This window comes from Oscillatoria nigro-viridis PCC 7112, assembly GCF_000317475.1.
Lineage (GTDB): Bacteria > Cyanobacteriota > Cyanobacteriia > Cyanobacteriales > Microcoleaceae > Microcoleus > Microcoleus nigroviridis.
Window position 1 is genome coordinate 4,489,702 of record NC_019729.1, and the last position, 17,783, is coordinate 4,507,484.

Consider the following 17,783-nt stretch of genomic DNA (forward strand, 5'->3'; position numbering starts at 1 on the left):
GTATGTCAGTATTGCGGGTTTTGCATTTAGTCGGCTCGGCAGTTAGCGATTTTTTCTGTAATTTATCGCGCCTTTATGCAGAAGATTGTCTGAAAAATACGGCTAATTCAGCACTCTATGAATTTCATATTGCCTGTATTTCTCCCGATCGCCAATGGCGTTTTCCTACATCTCTAGATCCGAGTGCGATCGCGGCCGCTAATCCCATGTCTCTAGCGGGCGCTGTAGAGGTGCTGACACAGCTAAAGATTGACGTAATGGTACCGCAGATGTTTTGCATCCCCGGCATGACTCAATACCGCAGCTTGTTCGATATGCTGAGTATTCCTTATGTGGGTAATCCGGCAGAGTTGATGGCGCTGGTGGCTGATAAAGCGAAGACTAAGGCAGTAGTAGCGGCCGCTGGGGTAAGTGTACCGTTGGGAGAAGTTGTCCGCGCGGGCGATCGGCTTTCGATTGATTTGCCGGTGGTGCTCAAGCCACTAAATGGTGATAATTCCATTGGAGTGACTTTGGTTAAAAATGCTGCTGACTATGATGCGGCTTTGCAGACAGCATTGACTCATTCAGAGGAAGTGCTGGTAGAAAAATTCATTGAATTGGGTAGAGAAGTTCGCTGTGGGATTATTGTCCAAGCTGGCGAGCTCGTCTGCTTGCCGCTGGAAGAGTATGCTGTGCATCCTGATACGAAGCCGATTCGGAGTTATGCCGATAAGCTGAAACAAAATGACGATGGCAACTTGAGTTTGACTTCTAAGGATATTACCAAGTCGTGGATAGTTGACACCAGCGATCCGATTACTCAGAGAGTTTGGGATCGGGCCAGAAAATGCCACATCGCTTTGGGCTGTCGCCACTACAGTTTATTTGATTTTCGCATCGACCCGCACGGACAACCTTGGTTCTTAGAAGCGGGGCTGTACTGTTCTTTTGCCGAAAAAAGCGTGCTTTCTACTATGGTCAAAGCATCGGGAATTTCTCTGGATAGTTTTTTTGAAAGTATGTTGCAAAATGCCTTGCAGAGATGACTTATATCAATTCCGTTAGCATCGGAATTATTCATTTCTCTCTGATCTCTCTGTGTTCTCTGCGTCCTCTGTGGTTAAATCATTCCGATATATAGTGGTTCTCAGAAAGATGAGGTACGTAGTTGGGCTTGGGCCCTATACGTTTCAGTGGTTAATAAGCTGTCATTCATACCTCATCTTTTTGAGAAAGGCTATAAAGGTCAACGATATTTGGCTGAGTTTGCGATCCGAGTAGGTAAAACATCACAAAATTTGTGAAATCATTATCGTATCAAGAACTTATGTAGATACTTTGAGATTCAGTCGATCGGCGCGATCGGTATTTTGAGATTGTGGACGCATAATTATATCAAACTTCACTTATTATGTCAATGATTGTCGGTAACAATACCAACAGGACTTGTGCCATCTTCTAGCTTTCCGCATACTAATCACCAGACAGAGGAAACCACAACATGATCCAAACCATATCGAAAACAATCACGTTTGATGAGTTCGTTGCTTGGTATCCAGAGAACTCTGTCCACAAGTACGAACTGCACAATGGAGTAATTGTTGAAATGCCTTTAGGAACCGGCCGTCATTCCCGCGTTACAGGTTTCATCCGTTCAAAACTATCAATCGAAATTGACCGCCGCTCCTTACCTTATTCCATCCCCGGCGACTGCCTGCTCAAACCCGTCCGCAACGAGGCGGGCTACCTGCCAGACGCAGTTGTCCTAGACGAAGCAGCTCTGCGCCAGAGAGAACCGCGCTGGGATACGGAATCCATCATCACGATGGGGTCTTCGGTGCGGTTGGCTGTAGAGGTCGTCAGCACTAACTGGCGGGACGATTACCATCTCAAATTCGCTGACTACGAAGAAATGGGCATCCCCGAATACTGGATTGTGGACTACCTTGGTTTGGGCGGTCGCAAGTTTATCGGCACTCCCAAGCAACCCACGCTCTCGGTTTGCCAGTTGGTTGACGGCGAGTATCAGGCAAAACAGTTTAAGGGCGATGACACAGTTGAGTCGCTGGCTTTCCCAGAGTTGAGGTTGACGGCCGAGGTGATTTTTCGAGCCGGTCTGCCTCCAACCGAGCCGAGCTAGAAGGAGTGGGGGGCGATCGGGTATCAAAAGGATATCAAATGGGTACAAAAGGACACCAATTTTGTGACAAATCGGCGTTTTGTAGCAAGTGCTGTTTTGTCAGGACGGGCGATCGAACTTATATCAGCTACAGTTTAATTTGTCAAGGCTTTGCGATATTGATATCGCAAAGCCTTGTGTAATATTTGAGCTTTCCGCATACTAATCGCCAGACAGAGGAAACCACAACACGATCCAAACCATATCCAAAACAATCACGTTTGATGAGTTCGTTGCTTGGTATCCAGAGAACTCTGTCCACAAGTACGAATTGCACAATGGAGTAATTGTTGAAAGGCCTTTAGGAACTGGCGACCATTCCGACGTTACAGGTTTCATTTCCGGTGAAATCAATTTTGAAATCAGGCGACTGCAATTGCCTTACTCAATCCCTGGTGACTGCTTGCTCAAGCTTGCGCGTAACGAATCTGGCTACCAGCCAGATGTAATTGTCCTAGACCGAACCGCACTTGCAAGCGAACCGCGCTGGAAAAAAGAATCAGTCATCACGATGGGATCTTCGGTGCGACTAGCTGTAGAGGTGGTCAGTACGAACTGGCGGGATGATTATTTTTTCAAAGCTTCCGACTATGAAGAAATGGGCATTCCCGAATACTGGATTGTAGACTATCTTGGTTTAGGCGGTCGCAAGTTTATCGGCAATCCCAAACAACCCACTCTCTCGATTTACCAGCTAGTAGATGGGGAGTATCAGGTAAAACAGTTTAGCTAGACAGACGGGAATCCCCACACCATACCGATCAAGGTTGGTGTGGGATGAAAGGCGCGTGAGACGAGGATTCCATCTGTCCACAATCTCAAGGCGCAGCTTTGAGCGGTGGACAGATGGATGACGAGACGAACAAATCTTATTCTACAGGTCTATCTTGCCCCTCAATATACTTCTTTAATTGCTCAACCGTCACGCCACCACATGAAGCAATAAAATATCCATTTGTCCAAAAAACATCTTTCCAGTAAACTTTTTCAACTTCATCTACAAACTCTTTCCGCAAATAGCGACTAGATACAGTCTTAAGATTGTTGATAAGCTTACTTGGTTCAGTTTGCGGTGTATATTGAAGCAGCAAATGTACGTGGTCACGCTCACCATTAAATTCTACCAATCTTCCTTCCCATTTTTCCATTAAGTTCTTGAAAATTTCCTCAAGCCTAGACAACATTTGATCGGTCAGAACTTTCCGCCGATACTTGGTTGTCAACACTAAATGACACTTGAGATCGGAAACTCCTCTGGCTTTATGGATAAAATCTGTACTCATAGACTTGACACCAAACAACATTCTCTGATAAATTAACACTAATTAATGCGTATCGGCTACGATGCAATGAAAGCGACCTACCAGTACCAGTTCTATCCCGACACTAATCAAAAGTTAACCCTCAACCATTGGCTGAGAATCTGTCGCTATTGGTATAATCGACAGTTAGGTGATCGATTTGATTGGTGGGAGATGAACCGCACTGCTATAAATGCTTGTCCATTGATTGCTAGCATCTCTGCGCCCCGTGCGAAGCCCAACTACTACTCCCAAAAACAACAATTGCCCGTCATTAAGAAAGACCTAGTAAAAGTTTTTCATAGTGGCGAACTTTTGGATTTTAAGCAGGTAGATTCAACCGTACTGCAAGATGTCTCTAAGCGAGTAGACAAAGCTTTCGAGCGGTTTGTCATAGGGGATAGTAAGGGCGGAAGATCGGGTAAACCCCGCTTCAAGACTGAGGCAGACTACCGGACGATGACTTTTTCTACAGCTAACAGCGACTGGATTAAGTTGGTTCGTAAGAATTGGCTTTATATCCGACTGCCAAAGCTAGGCATCATAAAAGTTCGGATGCACCGTCTAATCCCTGATGGGTTTAGCGTCAAGCAAATCAGCGTAACTAGGAAGGCTGACGGTTGGTTCATCCAAATAATGCTTGAAGACGCTTCAGTACCGCAGTTTATTCCTGATAAAATTACCCCAAACTGGAACAACTCGATCGGGTTGGATGCGGTACTGCATGAAGATGTCTACCTGGCATCATCATCGGGCGAAAAGTTGCCTTCGTTAAAACCACTTACGTAAAAACCAATCTAAGTTAGACCGCATTTCAAGGAAGCGGAATAAGCAAAAACGTGGCTCTAAATCTCGACGAAAATTAGCCAAAAAAGAAGCGAGACAACACCAAAAAATAGCGCGTTCTCGCCAAGACTTCCATTACAAAACGGCTCACAAACTTGTCAAGTCTGGAGCTAAGTTTTTCTTTCACGAAGATTTGAACTTAAAGGGCTTAACAAAGCGGAATAAAGTTAAGCAAGACGATGAGGGTAATTACCTTCCGAACGGTCAATCAGCAAAATCAGGATTGAATAAATCTTGGTTGGATGCTGCGTTCGGTCAATTTTTCAAGACGCTGGAATACATAGCCGAAAAAGCTGGATCAGTCGTCGTTTCGCAAAAACCTGCTTATACTTCAATGGTTCTGTGCTATCGGAATGAAATCATTTTTACCGATTGTGGGATACGGAATTATTGGGATGAGCAAAACTCTCTGATGGTTGATCGCGATATTAATGCTGCGATAAATCTAAAGAGACTTGGGTTGGACATTTTCCCAAGTATAAAACGCCGTAGCGGGAATCTTTCTGTGGTGGGAACTATGGATGACAGTACCGTAAAGGAAATCTTGCACACCCTTCATCGGGCTGCTAAGAAGCCCACATCATAACTGTACTCAGTTTGATGTGGGAGTATGTCACGGGAAGCGAGACTGTTGAGTCGCTGGCTTTTCCAGAATTGAGCTTAACAGCAGAGAAGATTTTTCTTGCTGGCTTGCCGAACTAGCAAGTCGAAATTATGCAAAGGGCGTAAGATTGTCGAAGCCTTCCGACGACACCAAAACCTGACAATTGGGTCAAAATCTGGCAGCGAAAAAGCGGGAAAGTACGATCGCACAAAGCCTAAAAAATCTCATCTCGCCCACGATCGCACAAATATCGCACAACAACTGCGGACACCACAACAGTCCAGAACTTCCACATACACATTGCAATTTTTTTAATTGTGTGATATCATAAAACGTTCTTAAAAATAGCGCAACACTAACTATTACTGCATGGCAACGAAGCCAACGATCGCATTTAGTCACCTCGGCTGCGAAAAAAATCGCATCGATACCGAACACATGATCGGCTTGCTGGCTCAAGCGGGCTATCAAGTCGATTCTAATGAAGAATTAGCCGATTATGTTGTAGTCAATACTTGCAGTTTTATCCAAGCGGCGCGAGAAGAGTCAGTCCGCACCTTGGTAGAATTGGCAGAAGCTAATAAAAAAGTAGTCATCACCGGCTGCATGGCACAGCATTTTCAGCAGGAATTGCTGGACGAATTGCCCGAAGCAGTCGCAATTGTCGGCACTGGCGACTATCACAAAATAGTCGATGTTATGCAGCAGGTGGAAAAGGGCGATCGAGTTTCCCTCGTCTCTTCAGAACCTACTTACATCGCTGACGAAACTACTCCCCGCTACCGCACGACATCCGAAGGTGTGGCTTATCTGCGAATAGCAGAAGGCTGCGACTACCGCTGTGCATTTTGCATTATCCCGCACTTGCGCGGAAATCAACGATCGCGGACGATCGAATCTATCGTCGCCGAAGCTAAGCAATTAGCCTCCGAAGGGGTAAAGGAAATTATCTTAATTTCTCAAATTACCACCAACTACGGCAAAGATATTTATGGCGAACCGAAACTAGCCGAACTGCTTCGGGCTTTGGGTGAAGTAGATGTACCTTGGATTCGGATGCACTACGCCTATCCTACAGGTTTGACTCCCCAAGTTGTCGCAGCCATCCGCGAAACGCCCAACGTTTTGCCGTATTTGGATTTACCCCTGCAACATTCCCATCCCGAAATTCTGCGGGCGATGAACCGACCTTTTCAAGCCGGGATCAATGATGCTATAGTCGATCGGCTCAAGGCAGCACTTCCCGGCGCCGTGATGCGGACAACTTTTATAGTCGGCTTCCCCGGCGAAACCGACGAACACGCAGCACACTTGCTGGAATTTGTCAAGCGCCACGAATTCGATCACGTAGGAGTTTTTGTATTTTCGCCAGAAGAAGGAACCCCAGCCTTTAGCTTGCCTCAGCAAATACCTGCAGAAATAATGGAAATGCGGCGCAATGCGGTAATGGCGGCACAACAACCTATATCATTGAAGAAGAATCAAGAGTCTGTCGGTCAGGTAGTTGATGTCCTGATAGAACAAGAACAACCAGAGACAGGCGAGTTGATTGGTAGATCCGCTCGGTTTTCCCCAGAAGTAGATGGACTCGTCTATGTGACAGGAGAAGCGCGGCTGGGATCGATCGTACCTGTGAAAATTACTGGTGCAGATGTCTACGACCTCTACGGTCAAGTCGATTTTAGATTGTAGATTGTAGATTTTAGATGGACTGCACAGACTCATCTGGGAGTTCGATCTGTGGTCTAAAATGGTGGGATCGACCCTCATGAGTTGACGTGGCACTGTATCTACTGCTGGGCGGGGTCAAGTCTGAGTGTTGCTGGAACTGTCGCGATCGGCGGTGTGGCGAACCAAAACCGGACACCAGCCAAAAATGATTAGCGGATTGTGCAGTAAAAGTAACTTTTTGTACAATATTGTGCAAAGATATGTAGCAAAGGGGTTCTAAACTTTTTTAGCCTCTCTCTGGCAATCGACGCTCCCCCTAGGAGTGCGGTAATCTCTACAGAACGATCGGAAAATTTTAACGAATTTAATGTTTTGTTTCTGAATGTAAAGAGTTATGATGATAACAAGCCAGAAATAAGCGGGGATAATTTGAGATTGCTTCGCCGTCCGCCCTACACCACAACGGTATCCCGAAAGAGTGTTGAGATGGATAGGCGGTAACGGTAGCCCAAAAAGGAATACAAGCCTCCGGCTTAAGTCGTGGAGAGATAAAAATTTTAGAGGAAAGTTAAAGCTCTCTGATTCATCAGTGGAGTCAATCTAAAATCTAAAATCTAAAATCTAAAATCGACTGACGGTCGCCCCATCCCCTGCTCAATCCCGCAGGCGACGGATTGCGGGATAGCGCCTGAACCAAACAACCTGTTACTACTATCAGTAGTGAAGTGGGGCTGGTCATGATCCTCACTATAAAATGCCCTAGAGGGAAAGCTTGCAATTACCTCAAAGGAAGTCCAATGTCCTGTTTGAAGAATGTTGGAAGCCTATAACCCGACCCCTGGCGGTTGGTATCGGCGATGTCACAAAATCAAAGACGGCTGTCGAATTGGTAAATTTAGTCACCATCGACGGAGCTGCCCTATACTCGATTGCTATTTAAGAAGGTGCGCGCAGGCGCAGCACCATAAAGAACTCTTATGAGTTCCTGCCGCCGAGCAGAAATCCGCATCCGAGTTGGGCAACTTAGAAGGCTAAGACTCGTTATTAGGAGCATTAATGAATTTATTGTTTGAAGGCTTAGGTCTTTCGGAAGAACTCGTTCTCCATCTGGAAACACTAGGCTTTACAGAACCTACTCCCATCCAAGTACAAGCAATTCCGCACCTGTTAGCAGGTCGCGACGTTGTGGGTCAAGCCCAAACAGGGACAGGCAAAACGGCAGCATTCTCGTTGCCCATCTTGGAGCGGATTGATTTAGATGTAACTGCGGTGCAAGCACTGGTGCTGACGCCGACTCGCGAATTGGCGATGCAAGTAACTGACGCCATCCGGGATTTGAGCGGCATTAGCGGCGACGGCCCGGTAAAAATTGGTCGCTCTCTGCAAGTTCTGACGGTGTACGGCGGTCAATCGATCGATCGTCAAATGCAGCGTTTGAAGCGCGGCGTTCACGTCGTTGTCGGTACACCCGGACGCATATTGGATATGCTCAGCCGCGGCAGCCTGAAACTAGACAAGGTAAAGTGGCTCGTTTTGGATGAAGCAGACGAAATGCTGAGCATGGGCTTTATCCAAGATGTGGAAAAAATCTTGGATGCTGCACCACAAGAACGTCAAACGGCATTTTTCTCGGCGACGATGGAACCTTCCATTCGGAAGTTGGTGGCGCGGCATTTACGCAACCCAGTCAACGTCACCGTAGAACAGCCAAAAGCAACGCCGAAGCGCATCAGCCAAGGCGTGTACATGGTTCCCCGCGGCTGGTCGAAGGCAAGAGCCCTACAGCCAATCCTAGAAATGGAAGACCCGGAATCTGCACTGATTTTTGTGCGGACTCGGCAGTCGGCGGCAGAACTCACCAGCCAACTGCAAGCAGCAGGTCACAGCGTTGACGAGTATCACGGTAATTTGAATCAGGCACAGCGGGAACGTTTGTTGCATCGGTTCCGCCAATGTCAGGTGCGCTGGGTAGTGGCGACTGATATTGCGGCGCGGGGTTTGGACGTGGATCACTTGACTCACGTGATTAACTACGATTTGCCCGACAGTGTGGAAAGCTACGTTCACCGGATCGGACGCACGGGCCGGGCTGGTCGCGAAGGAACGGCGATTACGCTGATTCAACCGGTCGATCGCCGCAAACTGCGCTTGATTGAACGCCACGTGCGATCGAGTTTGACGGTGCGAAACATTCCGACACGGGCGCAAATTGAAGCACGTCAGTTGGAAAAGATGCAAGGTAAAGTTCGCGAAGCTTTGGCTGGCGAACGGATGGCATCTTTCTTGCCTCTGGTGTCTCAGTTATCCGAGGAGTACGACTCCCACGCGATCGCCGCTGCTGCTTTGCAAATGGCTTTCGACCAAAGCCGTCCTGCTTGGATGGGCGCGGATTACGCTCAACAAGAAGATCCCCCGATTGGTGGAGAAAACAGCGTCAAGCCAATCTTGATCAAAAAACGGGCTAAGACTCCTGCGCCAAGTAATTCTGTAGCGCCGACTTTTTCTGGAGCACCGAGTGCTCCTGTTCCCCAGAACAGCTAATTGGTAGGGTGCACATTGTGCACCTTATTTAGAATTTTTGTAGTAGAGATGCGATCGATCGCACCTCTACTTTTTTTTATGGGTGCGATCCCAAATCCGAGATCGCTGGGCGGTTGAAACCGCTCCTTGTCAAACAAAGTCTGCCTCCGCAGACTAAGAAGTGGGTACTTAAAGATGCAAGACGTGCGATCGCCCGTTTGAAAGATCGATATGCTATCTTGAAACCGGGATAGTGAGAAAGTTACAAAGCTATAGTTCTGGTTCTATATACCCGACTGGTGCGCCTACCTTTGGTTTGAGTGTATACCGCTAAGTAATTTTAACTATGTTGATTAGAGCAATGGTAGCTCGATCGGCTTTCCGATAGGTAGCAGGTTCGATTCCTGTGTCAACCCCCACAAAGTTAGCTCAATTGGTAGAGCGATCGACTATTAATCGATTGGTAACAGGTTCAATTCCTGTACTTTAAAAACCCTGGCCCTGGGTACGGGTAGGTAGACACCTAAAAATGGCACGGGAGAAATCCCAAGACGGTTCGATTCCGTTATTTTACAACTCTGTGATGCAAGTGTTTGTTAGCAGTCAAGGAGCTCGCGCAACTGTATCTCTCCCTGATTTGAGTGTGTTCCTTCGCTTTGCTAAATTTCGTTTTCCTGCGGGGATTCTGGATTGGTTGGGCGATCGGCATATTTGAGCGTTACTATCTTTTTCGAGATTACCTACGGGTGGTTTTGCAGAAGTTGTGACAATCTTAATCTAGTCTTGGAGCGGCTTTTGCCCGCATCTGAACTGTAAACACTTGCACTTGCAGAGTTAAAAAAATATTGTAGTATGTATGCTATAGATTGATTGAATAGTAAGCAATTATGGCAAGTAAAGCTACATATAAATTGCACGTCACATCTGTATCTGCTGAGGGGCATCCAAAAAATTTACAATTGCACGGTTTAGCCGAATGCAACACCGCTGAAGAAATCGCTTTGGCAATGGGAATTAGCCGGGGAAAACTGCGCTTTTTGACATTAAACAGTCCGGCATCCACAATTACGCATTACACCCGCTTCAAAATCTCGAAAAAAACAGGAGAGGAAAGAAGTATTGTGGCACCTGGACCAAACCTTAAGTCGGCTCAAAGGTGGATTTTAGATAATATTTTAGAAAAATTAGAAGTTCACAGTGCAGCACATGGATTTTGTAAAAAGCGCTCGACAGTCACCAACGCTAAACCTCATGTCGGTGCAGATATCCTAGTAAAAATAGATTTGCAGAACTTTTTCCAGTCAATTTCATACAAGCGTGTCAAAGGATTATTTAGCGGGTTGGGTTATTCGGAAACTGCGGCGAATATTTTCGGATTGATTTGTACCGCTTTTGAAATAAAGGAAATAGAAAAAGAAGGACAAATTAATTATACAGCTTCAGGAGACCGTCATTTACCTCAAGGCTCGCCTGCAAGTCCTGCTATTTCAAATCTAATTTGCCGTCATCTGGACAGCCGGATCGCGATCGTGGCTAAAAATCTTGGGTTTTGCTATACGCGGTACGCTGACGATTTAACATTTTCTGGCTGTGGGGAAGCAGCGCGCCGAATATCTAATTTGATGAAAGAAATTAAATTGATTATTGCTGCTGAGGGTTTCAGCATCAATCGCGATAAAACTAAAATTATGGGGAGATCGGTGCAGCAGGAAGTAACAGGTATTGTTGTCAACACGCAATTAAATATATCTAAAAAAACTTTAAAAGCTTTTCGTGCGACTCTCTATCAAATAGAGCAAGAAGGATTGTCAGGTAAAAAATGGGGAAATTCAACTAATTTAATAGCCTCGATTGCTGGCTTTGCAAATTACGTGTCAATGGTTGATCCCAGCAAAGGTGCAGAATTGCAATTGCGTGTCGCTCGAATCAAGCAGAAATATGAAGGCAAATAATACCGCAATTACTAAATTATATAAAATTTTAGCTGACGGATTTTTCCTTGTGCTATGCTGGAAATCGAATAGTAAAAAAGTCACAAAGCTGTGGTTCGGGTTCTGTATGCCCGACCGGTGCGCTAACCTTTGTTAACAGCGTATACCGCCCAGTGCTTTTAACTATTTCACCCTCTAAAGTTCACCCCGAAAGTTAGCTCGCTGGTAGAGCGATCGGTGTATCGCCGATTTGTAGTAGGTTCGATTCCTACACTTTCCAACACCCTGGCCCTGGGTACGGGCACCTTGTTTGGGACAAGGCGACAATTTAAGGGTATTGGGAAAAACCTCAATCCCATAAAACTTCTTTTGTGTTAATTACTCTGTCGTGCAAGTGTTTATAGCAGTTAAGAAGCTCGCGCAACTGTATCTCTCCCTGACTTGAGTGTGTCCCTTCACTTTGCTTGCATCCGATGTTCCTGCGGGGATTTTGGATGGGTTGGGCGATCGGCATATTTGAGAATTGCTATCTTTTTCGAGATTGCTGAAAGGTGGTTTAGGAGAAGTAGCGACAATCTTAATCCAGTTTTGGAGGCTCTGAATGCCCGCATCTGAACTGTAAGCACTTGCACTTGACAGAGTTAAAAAAATATTGTAGTATATGTGTTACAAATTGATACCAAGAAGGCGATCGATGTTTAAATTAAATCTTTTTCGCTGGTTTCGCCTGGCCAAATTATCTCTAAAAATTTCTATGTGGAAAACCTTTTACATCCAACCTAACCAAATCGGAATCTTATATCACCGCAGCGACTTTAAGAAAATTTTGCTCCCCGGTACATACACTTATTTCGGTAGCCATTGGAACCTAAAAAGCTATGACCTCAACCAGCCAGAAGCTAAGATTGACAACTTAGAACTATTGCTGAGAAACCACGGAACCGAACTACAAGAACATCTCTCGATTGTCAGAACAGCATTCAATCAAACAGCTTTAGTTCGTTTGGGTCAAACTTGGATCGGTGTTTTACCGAATCAATTGCGGGCATTTTGGCGAGGTTTTATTGAAGTAGAATGTCATATTTTCAATCTAGACGAGAATTTAGAATTGCCTGCTGAGTTTGTCCAAAAAGTGCGATCGACCTCTTTGCAAGGACTGAAAAAGTTCCAAGTCTCCGAGTCTGAACTAGGCTTACTGTACGTACAAAATAATTTTGTGCGCCCTCTAGAATCGGGAGAATATGCTTTTTGGTCTGTGGATAAAGATGTCACAGTTCGTACTTTGGGCCGAGATAATCCCAATCCTGAATTCCCACAAGAAAATGTACTAATTGAAAAACATCCCGATTTTGTAGCAGCCTATTGTGAACTTGTGCAATTACTCGGTCATCAAATTGGAATTGTGCGAGATCGAGGAAAAGTTGTTGATTTTTTGCCACCGACAAGCCGCAAGCTATTTTGGCAAGGTGTTGAAGTGGAAATAATTGACATCAATACTGATTTTAGTTTAGAGCATAGCTTAGTAGCTGAGTTGGTGGCTGGCACTCCAGAAGCTCTATTGCTCAGTGCCAAGTATTTGCATCTTTGTGAAGTTCCGGCACAGCACATTGGACTATTATATATTAACCAAGAGTTTCAATCGCAATTACCACCAGGAACTCATGCTTGGTGGAAGTTTGGACGCTCTTTTCAAACGGAAGCGATTGATTTGCGATTGCAAAATATCGAGGTATCTGGTCAAGATATTCTCTCAAAAGACAAAGTGCCTCTGCGCTTGAATTTGACTGCTGGTTATCGCATCCGAGATCCGCTGATGGCAAAAAATGGTTTGTCGGATATTACGGGATTTTTGTACAAGGAATTGCAGTTTGCTTTGCGCGGTGCGGTGGGAGAACAGACTTTGGATGGGTTGTTGGAGAGCAAAGGTGCGATCGATCGCAGTATATCTGAATACATCCGCGCCAAAACCGCAGATTATGGCATTGAAGTCGATTCAGTAGGTGTCAAAGATATTATTTTACCTGGTGAAATTAAGACTATTTTGAGCAAGGTTGTGGAGGCGGAAAAATCGGCTCAAGCAAATGTAGTGAGGCGCAGGGAGGAGACGGCAGCTACTCGGAGTATGTTGAATACTGCGAAAGTGATGGAGGATAATCCGGTGGCATTGCGCTTGAAGGAATTGGAGGTTTTGGAACGGATTGCTGAGAAGATTGACCGGATTCAAGTTAATGGGAGTTTGGATAATATTTTGACGGATTTGATTCGGATGAATCGAGAGTGATATCAATTCCGGTAACACTCCTTATGATATAAACGGAGGAGATGGCAGTTCCGTGTCCCTACCCCAATTAATTGTAGTCCAAGGGCACTGCCGTCTCCTAATTGTGGGTAATATTAATTCCCGTGCTACCGGATTTGATATGATATTCTCGTAAATGCCATATCTGCATAAAATAAGTAATTTAGATGACCGCAACAGATTCTGCTAAGCACCAAAAATCCAAAGCCCTCAAACCGGGTAGCCGCCGCCCCGCTAAAGAACTTTGCAGCGAGTGCGGTTTGTGCGATACATATTACATCCATTATGTCAAGGAATCTTGTGCTTTCTTAACACAGCATATCGCAGAATTAGAAGCAGAGATTCACGGGCGATCGCGCAATCTCAACAATCCAGACGATTGGTATTTCGGAGTCAGTCAAAATATGATGGCGGCTCGCAAAAAAGAGCCGATCGAGGGTGCTCAGTGGACGGGAATCGTCAGCACAATTGCCATTGAAATGCTCGAAAAAGGAATTGTAGAAGGCGTTGTCTGCGTCCAAAACACCAAAGAAGACCGCTTTCAACCGATGCCGATTATTGCTACAAATCGAGAAGAAATTCTCGCAGCCAAAGTCAACAAACCAACTCTCTCTCCCAATCTTTCAGTATTAGAACAAATCGAAAAATCTGGGATGAAGCGGCTGTTAGTAATTGGTGTCGGCTGTCAAATTCAAGCTTTGCGAACAGTCGAGAAAAAACTCGGTTTAGAAAAGCTCTACGTTTTAGGAACTCCCTGTGTAGATAATGTCAGCCGTGCAGGCTTGCAGAAATTCCTAGATACGACTAGCCGTTCTCCCGAAACAGTTGTATCTTATGAGTTTATGCAAGACTTTAAGGTTCACTTCAAACACGAAGATGGTTCGGAAGAAAAAGTGCCGTTTTTTGGCTTGAACACTAAGGAATTGAAAGATGTTTTTGCTCCTTCTTGTTTGAGCTGTTTTGATTATGTGAATTCTTTAGCAGATTTAGTTGTGGGCTACATGGGCGCACCTTTTGGGTGGCAGTGGATTGTGGTGCGAAATGACACCGGGCAAGAAATGTTAGATTTGGTAACGGATCAGTTAAATACTCAGCCGGTGATGTCTAAGGGAAACCGAAAAGAAGCCGTTCAGCAAAGCATCCCGGCTTATGAAAAAGGAGTGACATTGCCGATGTGGGCGGCGAAGTTAATGGGAGTGTTTATTGAGAGAATTGGGCCGAAGGGTTTGGAATATGCCCGTTTTTCCATTGATTCTCATTTCACTCGCAATTATCTGTACGTGAAGCGGAATTATCCGGAGAAATTAGAGGCTCATGTGCCGGAGTATGCTAAGCGGATTGTGGGGCAGTATAAGTTGCCAGATGTGTAAACTTGTAGGGTGCGTCAGTCAAAAGCTGTTGGATTATTGAAAAAATAACGCTAACTGACGCACCCTGCTACTCAAGGATAGCAAAAGATAGAAAACAAATGCACTTGGGAAAAATCGGATTATGGAATCGCGGAACGTTAACTAGACTGGTTATCCTTAGTACGATCTTAATTACTCTAATTAGCGGGATATGGTTGAGTATGATTGCAATGCCCGGAAAAAGCTACAGCGGGACAATTCCCCCTTTAACAGCACAGGAAATCTCGCTCCGAGATGCTTTACAGCGCGATGTGGAAAAGCTCGCTGGTGAAATCGGAGAGCGCAACTTTATACAATATCAAAAACTTGGAGAAGCTGCTGACTTTCTCGAAGCATCATTTCAAAATGCTGGCTATAAAGTTGAACGACAAGGATATAAAATTGATGAGAAATTTTATTATAACATAGAAGTAGAGATGACCGGGGGAAAAAAGGCAGATGAAATAGTTGTAATTGGGGCACATTATGATTCTGTGGTGGGGAGTCCAGGGGCAAATGATAATGCAACTGGGGCGGCGGGAGTGCTGGCTTTAGCGAGAATGTTTGCGGATAAAAAGCCTGAAAAGACTGTGCGTTTTGTTGAGTTTGTGAATGAGGAACCGCCTTTTTTCTGGACTGCTGATATGGGGAGTTTGGTTTATGCGAAAAGATGCAGAGAGCGTAATGAAAAAATTGTTTCGATGCTCAGTTTAGAAACAATTGGTTATTACTCAGATGCCAAAAACAGTCAGAAATATCCACCACCGTTAAACCTTTTTTATCCTACATCGGGAAATTTTATCGGATTTATTGGCAATACATCCTCAAGTAAACTGGTTAGAGAGGCGATCGCATCTTTCCGCGGCCATGCTGAATTTCCCTCGGAAGGTGCAGCAATTCCGGGTGGCATTCCTGGTGTTGGTTGGTCTGATCAATGGTCTTTTTGGCAACATGGTTATCCAGGGCTGATGGTGACAGATACTGCTCCCTATCGCTATCCTTACTATCACACGGCGCAAGATACACCCGATAAGGTTGATTGGGAACGGACGGCGAAGGTGATAGCTGGATTGGAGAAAGTTGTGGCAGACTTGGTGCGAGTTGATATTAATTAGTTGCGTAGAGAACACAGCAGAGAAATATGCTCGCTGGGAACAGAATATCATGCAAATTGACCACATAAAAATGAGTATAATTTGCCTGAATGAGGTGAGTAAAAGAGTTTGTAATAGATGTTTTGCACGGACACAGTAAGGCAGTGTCTTTGTTGTATAAGGTTGAGAAAATTAGAGAAGATTATCACACTCATAGTTGCACAGAAACACATGAATTTACCAACGTCGGTCGCACTTACTTGTTGTGCGATCCTAGCATTATCTGGAAATGGAGTGTCGGGGAAAGCAGCAGCAGAAGTGCGATCGGGAAACAAAACATTTGCTCAATGGTGTCGCGAAAAAGATTCTTTGAGTCCTGAAGCTAAACATACTGTTGAGGTGCTGTTGAAGGAAGCAGGGACTACTGAGTGCGAGGCGGCTAATCAGACACTTTTGAGTCTCCCGGGACTCGTCCTCGACAACAATCAAATCAGCGACATCAAACCGCTAGAATCCTTGACTAACCTGACTTTGCTCTACCTCGACAACAATCAAATCAGCGACATCAAACCGCTACAATCCTTGACTAGCCTGACTTTGCTCGTCCTCGACAACAATCAAATCAGCGACATCAAACCGCTAGAATCCTTGACTAACCTGACTTTGCTCAGCCTCGCCAACAATCAAATCAGCGACATCAAACCGCTCGAATCTTTGACTAACCTGACTGTGCTCGTCCTCGACAACAATCAAATCAGCGACATCAAACCGCTAGAATCCTTGACTAACCTGAATTGGCTCTACCTTGGCGACAATTCTATCAGCAACATCAAACCGCTAGAATCCTTGACTAACCTGACTTTGCTCTCACTCGATAACAATCAAATCAGCGACATCAAACCGCTCGAATCTTTGACTAACCTGACTGAGATTCCCCTCAGCGGAAATCCGATCGCCCCCAAAACTTGCCCCCTCAAACCCGAGTCTATCTGTAAGTGGGAACCACTAGCTAAACCATAAAACTTTACCGTTTAGGAAATTAGAGGTACAAGATTATGACACTTATAGTTGCACAGAAATACATGAATTTACCAAAGTCGATCGCACTTACTGGTTGTGTGCTTCTAGCATTATCTGGAAATGGAGTGTCGGGGAAAGCAGCAGCAGAAGTGCGATCGGGAAACAAAACATTTGCTGATTGGTGTCGGGAAAAAGATTCTTTAAGTTCAGAAGCTAAGCATACTGTTGAGGTACTGTTACAGCAGGCTGAGACTAATGAGTGCGATGCAGCTAATCGGAAACTTTCGAGTTTCACCGCACTCTTCCTCATTGACGCTCAAATCAGCGAGATTAAACCGTTACAATCCTTGACTAACCTGATTACACTCCACATTAGTAACAATCAAATCAGTGACCTCAAACCGCTAGCATCTTTGCCTAACCTGATTACACTCTCCGTCGGCAACAATCTTCTGGGCGACATCAAACCCCTAGCATCCTTGACTAACCTGACTACTCTCCAACTCAACAACAATCTTCTGGGCGACATCAAACCGCTGGCATCTTTGACTAACCTGACTTGGTTAGACATCAGCAACAATCAAATTAGTGAAATCAAACCGCTAGCATCCTTGACTAAACTGACTTGGTTAGACCTCAACAATAATAAAATCAGCGACATCCAACCATTGCTATCTTTGACTAAACTGGCTGCAATCGATCTGCAAAACAATCAAATCAATGACATCAAACCATTGCAATCCTTAACTAACCTGACTTGGTTACAACTCAGCGGAAATCCGATCGCCCCCAAAACTTGCCCTCTCAAACCAGAGTCTATCTGTAAGTGGGAAGCACCAACTCAACCATAAAACTTTACAGTGACGCGCGATCGCACTTAAATATTTCAGTGACGAAGGATAAATTTGCTATTCATCAGAAAAACCCGATCGCCCTTATTGACTAAAA

At 45.1% G+C, this 17,783-nt stretch carries 15 protein-coding genes and 1 tRNA gene; 15 read left to right on the forward strand and 1 reads right to left on the reverse strand.

Features of this window, described 5'->3' with window-relative positions:
• Positions 1-2 precede the first annotated feature (2 nt).
• From OSC7112_RS18790 to OSC7112_RS18800, 3 genes are all read left to right on the forward strand, one after another.
• Positions 3-1,028 (forward strand): D-alanine--D-alanine ligase family protein, encoded by a 1,026-nt coding sequence (locus OSC7112_RS18790; RefSeq protein WP_015177382.1) that lies wholly within the window; start codon positions 3-5, stop codon positions 1,026-1,028.
• Positions 1,029-1,483: 455 nt separating this feature from the next.
• Complete coding sequence (locus OSC7112_RS18795) at positions 1,484-2,122, forward strand: Uma2 family endonuclease (protein ID WP_015177383.1); 639 nt, start codon at positions 1,484-1,486, stop codon at positions 2,120-2,122.
• A 232-nt stretch (positions 2,123-2,354) separates the two neighbouring features.
• A complete protein-coding gene (locus OSC7112_RS18800) occupies positions 2,355-2,894 on the forward strand; it encodes a Uma2 family endonuclease (protein ID WP_015177384.1) in 540 nt (179 codons plus the stop codon).
• A 136-nt stretch (positions 2,895-3,030) separates the two neighbouring features.
• On the opposite strand, the gene tnpA is transcribed toward OSC7112_RS18800, so the two are convergent.
• On the reverse strand, positions 3,031-3,444 hold the full coding sequence (gene tnpA, locus OSC7112_RS18805; protein WP_015175269.1) for an IS200/IS605 family transposase: 414 nt from the start codon (positions 3,442-3,444) through the stop codon (positions 3,031-3,033).
• A 45-nt stretch (positions 3,445-3,489) separates the two neighbouring features.
• On the opposite strand from tnpA, the gene OSC7112_RS41120 reads away from it, so the two are divergent.
• From OSC7112_RS41120 to OSC7112_RS18870, 12 genes are all read left to right on the forward strand, one after another.
• Positions 3,490-4,251 carry an RNA-guided endonuclease InsQ/TnpB family protein gene (locus OSC7112_RS41120; protein WP_223300645.1) on the forward strand — a complete coding sequence of 254 codons (762 nt, stop codon included), beginning with the start codon at positions 3,490-3,492 and terminating at the stop codon, positions 4,249-4,251.
• A gap of 22 nt (positions 4,252-4,273) precedes the next feature.
• On the forward strand, positions 4,274-4,894 hold the full coding sequence (locus OSC7112_RS41125) for an RNA-guided endonuclease InsQ/TnpB family protein (protein ID WP_263053623.1): 621 nt from the start codon (positions 4,274-4,276) through the stop codon (positions 4,892-4,894).
• Between the two features lie 387 nt (positions 4,895-5,281).
• On the forward strand, positions 5,282-6,604 hold the full coding sequence (gene rimO / locus OSC7112_RS18815; protein ID WP_015177385.1) for a 30S ribosomal protein S12 methylthiotransferase RimO: 1,323 nt from the start codon (positions 5,282-5,284) through the stop codon (positions 6,602-6,604).
• A gap of 1,035 nt (positions 6,605-7,639) precedes the next feature.
• Positions 7,640-9,124 carry a DEAD/DEAH box helicase gene (locus tag OSC7112_RS18820; protein ID WP_015177386.1) on the forward strand — a complete coding sequence of 495 codons (1,485 nt, stop codon included), beginning with the start codon at positions 7,640-7,642 and terminating at the stop codon, positions 9,122-9,124.
• Between the two features lie 508 nt (positions 9,125-9,632).
• Positions 9,633-9,818, forward strand: coding sequence for a hypothetical protein (locus OSC7112_RS18835; protein ID WP_015177387.1), 186 nt, complete (start codon positions 9,633-9,635; stop codon positions 9,816-9,818).
• Between the two features lie 172 nt (positions 9,819-9,990).
• The gene (locus OSC7112_RS18840) at positions 9,991-11,055 is read left to right on the forward strand and encodes a reverse transcriptase family protein (protein WP_015177388.1); all 1,065 of its coding nucleotides are present in this window, start codon (positions 9,991-9,993) and stop codon (positions 11,053-11,055) included.
• A 188-nt stretch (positions 11,056-11,243) separates the two neighbouring features.
• Positions 11,244-11,314: transfer RNA gene (locus OSC7112_RS18845), tRNA-Ile, on the forward strand.
• Positions 11,315-11,788: 474 nt separating this feature from the next.
• Complete coding sequence (locus OSC7112_RS18850; protein WP_041623280.1) at positions 11,789-13,315, forward strand: slipin family protein; 1,527 nt, start codon at positions 11,789-11,791, stop codon at positions 13,313-13,315.
• A 185-nt stretch (positions 13,316-13,500) separates the two neighbouring features.
• Positions 13,501-14,703, forward strand: coding sequence for a Coenzyme F420 hydrogenase/dehydrogenase, beta subunit C-terminal domain (locus tag OSC7112_RS18855; protein ID WP_015177390.1), 1,203 nt, complete (start codon positions 13,501-13,503; stop codon positions 14,701-14,703).
• Between the two features lie 98 nt (positions 14,704-14,801).
• Entirely contained in the window at positions 14,802-15,836 is a 1,035-nt protein-coding gene (locus OSC7112_RS18860) for a M28 family peptidase (protein WP_015177391.1), read from the forward strand.
• Between the two features lie 210 nt (positions 15,837-16,046).
• Positions 16,047-16,835 carry a leucine-rich repeat domain-containing protein gene (locus OSC7112_RS18865; RefSeq protein ID WP_041622619.1) on the forward strand — a complete coding sequence of 263 codons (789 nt, stop codon included), beginning with the start codon at positions 16,047-16,049 and terminating at the stop codon, positions 16,833-16,835.
• Positions 16,836-16,870: 35 nt separating this feature from the next.
• On the forward strand, positions 16,871-17,686 hold the full coding sequence (locus OSC7112_RS18870) for a leucine-rich repeat domain-containing protein (RefSeq protein WP_015177393.1): 816 nt from the start codon (positions 16,871-16,873) through the stop codon (positions 17,684-17,686).
• Positions 17,687-17,783 lie beyond the last annotated feature (97 nt).

Bases quoted from the DNA above. Each gene is read 5' to 3' on its own strand.
- OSC7112_RS18790 (WP_015177382.1), top strand. From the start codon at position 3: ATGTCAGTATTGCGGGTTTTGCATTTAGTCGGCTCGGCAGTTAGCGAT.
- OSC7112_RS18795 (WP_015177383.1), top strand. From the start codon at position 1,484: ATGATCCAAACCATATCGAAAACAATCACGTTTGATGAGTTCGTTGCT.
- tnpA (WP_015175269.1), bottom strand. From the start codon at position 3,444: ATGAGTACAGATTTTATCCATAAAGCCAGAGGAGTTTCCGATCTCAAG.
- OSC7112_RS41120 (WP_223300645.1), top strand. From the start codon at position 3,490: ATGCGTATCGGCTACGATGCAATGAAAGCGACCTACCAGTACCAGTTC.
- rimO (WP_015177385.1), top strand. From the start codon at position 5,282: ATGGCAACGAAGCCAACGATCGCATTTAGTCACCTCGGCTGCGAAAAA.
- OSC7112_RS18820 (WP_015177386.1), top strand. From the start codon at position 7,640: ATGAATTTATTGTTTGAAGGCTTAGGTCTTTCGGAAGAACTCGTTCTC.
- OSC7112_RS18835 (WP_015177387.1), top strand. From the start codon at position 9,633: ATGGCACGGGAGAAATCCCAAGACGGTTCGATTCCGTTATTTTACAAC.
- OSC7112_RS18840 (WP_015177388.1), top strand. From the start codon at position 9,991: ATGGCAAGTAAAGCTACATATAAATTGCACGTCACATCTGTATCTGCT.
- OSC7112_RS18850 (WP_041623280.1), top strand. From the start codon at position 11,789: ATGTGGAAAACCTTTTACATCCAACCTAACCAAATCGGAATCTTATAT.
- OSC7112_RS18855 (WP_015177390.1), top strand. From the start codon at position 13,501: ATGACCGCAACAGATTCTGCTAAGCACCAAAAATCCAAAGCCCTCAAA.
- OSC7112_RS18860 (WP_015177391.1), top strand. From the start codon at position 14,802: ATGCACTTGGGAAAAATCGGATTATGGAATCGCGGAACGTTAACTAGA.
- OSC7112_RS18865 (WP_041622619.1), top strand. From the start codon at position 16,047: ATGAATTTACCAACGTCGGTCGCACTTACTTGTTGTGCGATCCTAGCA.
- OSC7112_RS18870 (WP_015177393.1), top strand. From the start codon at position 16,871: ATGACACTTATAGTTGCACAGAAATACATGAATTTACCAAAGTCGATC.